Raw genomic sequence first — 1341 nt, 5'->3', positions numbered from 1 at the left:
GGCCGGGAATTTTGACAGTTTGTAAATATAGTTTGGCTCGATGAATTTTGTTTCGTTGAACCAAAACGGAAGCAGGCTCTGCTGAGGAGCAACCTGCCAGGGATAGGTTCTCCCGACAGAATGTCGTTCAATAAGGGACGTTGGCTTAGTTCAGCGTCCTTTTTTATTGATATTCTGGAGGGCATATGCCTAAGAAAACCTTTATGCTGCATAGGCTGCCGGAGTTTGATAGTCAAGTGCTTCGTGCTCTCTTACCGTGTTGTATTCAACAAGCCATCGATCGGTTATATCCTGCGCATTTTGTACCACATGAAATACATTGGCATCAAGCACATCTTCGCGATAGGTCCTGTTGAATCGCTCGACAATAGCGTTTTCCTGGGGCGAACCCTTCTGTATTGCGCTCCAGGTAATTCCACGCTTCACCAGCCACAAGCGAAACCACTTAGACATCATCTCTGGTCCGTTATCACCTCTGATGCGTTTTGGTTTGCCATATTTTTCAATCATGCGATCCAGAAAGTCAGTGGTTCTTCGTGCTGGAATACTATGTGCTGTGAGAATGCCTAACGCAGCGCGATTGAAGTGATCAACAACATTAAAAGTTCTGAATCGTCTCCTATTGCTAAGTGCATCGCTCATGAAGTCAATTGCCCATTCTTCGTTGCGTTCCAGTGGTATCATGATCGGATTTGCCGGATTATCTTTCATACGTTTCCTACAGCGCTGAGGGAGCGAGAATCGTTCTTTCACATACACGCGCCGAATCTTGCTGGCTGTTAGTTCAGGATGCACTTTCAACACCATACGGATGATCTTGTTACGGCCCTTTCGAGTCATCCCCATGACCGATTCAATCGCCTCTTTGATCTTTAAGTCTTTTGATGGCATTCTTCGCTCATAGTAAAATCGTCCGCGCGAGGAGCTTATGATCTTACACGCCTTCGTACGGCTTACGTCGTATCGTTCTATCACGTAACGCAAGCATTGCTCCTTCTGCGAAGGCGTTAGAACTTTTTTGTTAGCACATCCTTGATGATATCGATCTCAAGACTCTGATTTGCAACAATCTTTTTCAACCGGGCATTTTCTTGCTCGAGTTCCCGAAGCCTCTTTAGCTCGTCCACATTCATGCCGCCGTACTTACTCTTCCAGTTGTAGAACGTTGCTTCGCTAATGCCGTGCTGACGGCATAGCTCTGAGATCTTTACACCCTGCTCTTGTTCCTTCAGAATGCCGATAATCTGTGATTCGGTGAATTTGCTCTTCTTCATACGGATTTCAGTTGGTTAAATTTAAAAACTCTAATTTTAACCTGTACTAAAATCCCGGCCAGGTACC

Annotated in this window: 2 protein-coding genes; both read right to left on the bottom strand. The window is 45.4% G+C overall.

What is annotated here, in order from left to right:
• Positions 1–201: 201 nt before the first annotated feature.
• A complete protein-coding gene (locus WBG78_RS30725; RefSeq protein WP_337330375.1) occupies positions 202–975 on the bottom strand; it encodes an integrase core domain-containing protein in 774 nt (257 codons plus the stop codon).
• Positions 976–1007: 32 nt separating this feature from the next.
• Entirely contained in the window at positions 1008–1274 is a 267-nt protein-coding gene (locus WBG78_RS30720; RefSeq protein ID WP_337330374.1) for a transposase, read from the bottom strand.
• Positions 1275–1341 lie beyond the last annotated feature (67 nt).

It is taken from the genome of Chryseolinea sp. T2 (assembly GCF_037203685.1).
Taxonomy (GTDB): Bacteria; Bacteroidota; Bacteroidia; order Cytophagales; family Cyclobacteriaceae; genus Chryseolinea.
This window is presented reverse-complemented; position numbering and strand designations above follow the sequence as displayed.

Excerpts from the sequence above, each read along its gene's own strand:
- WBG78_RS30720 (WP_337330374.1), bottom strand. The coding sequence starts at position 1,274 with ATGAAGAAGAGCAAATTCACCGAATCACAGATTATCGGCATTCTGAAG.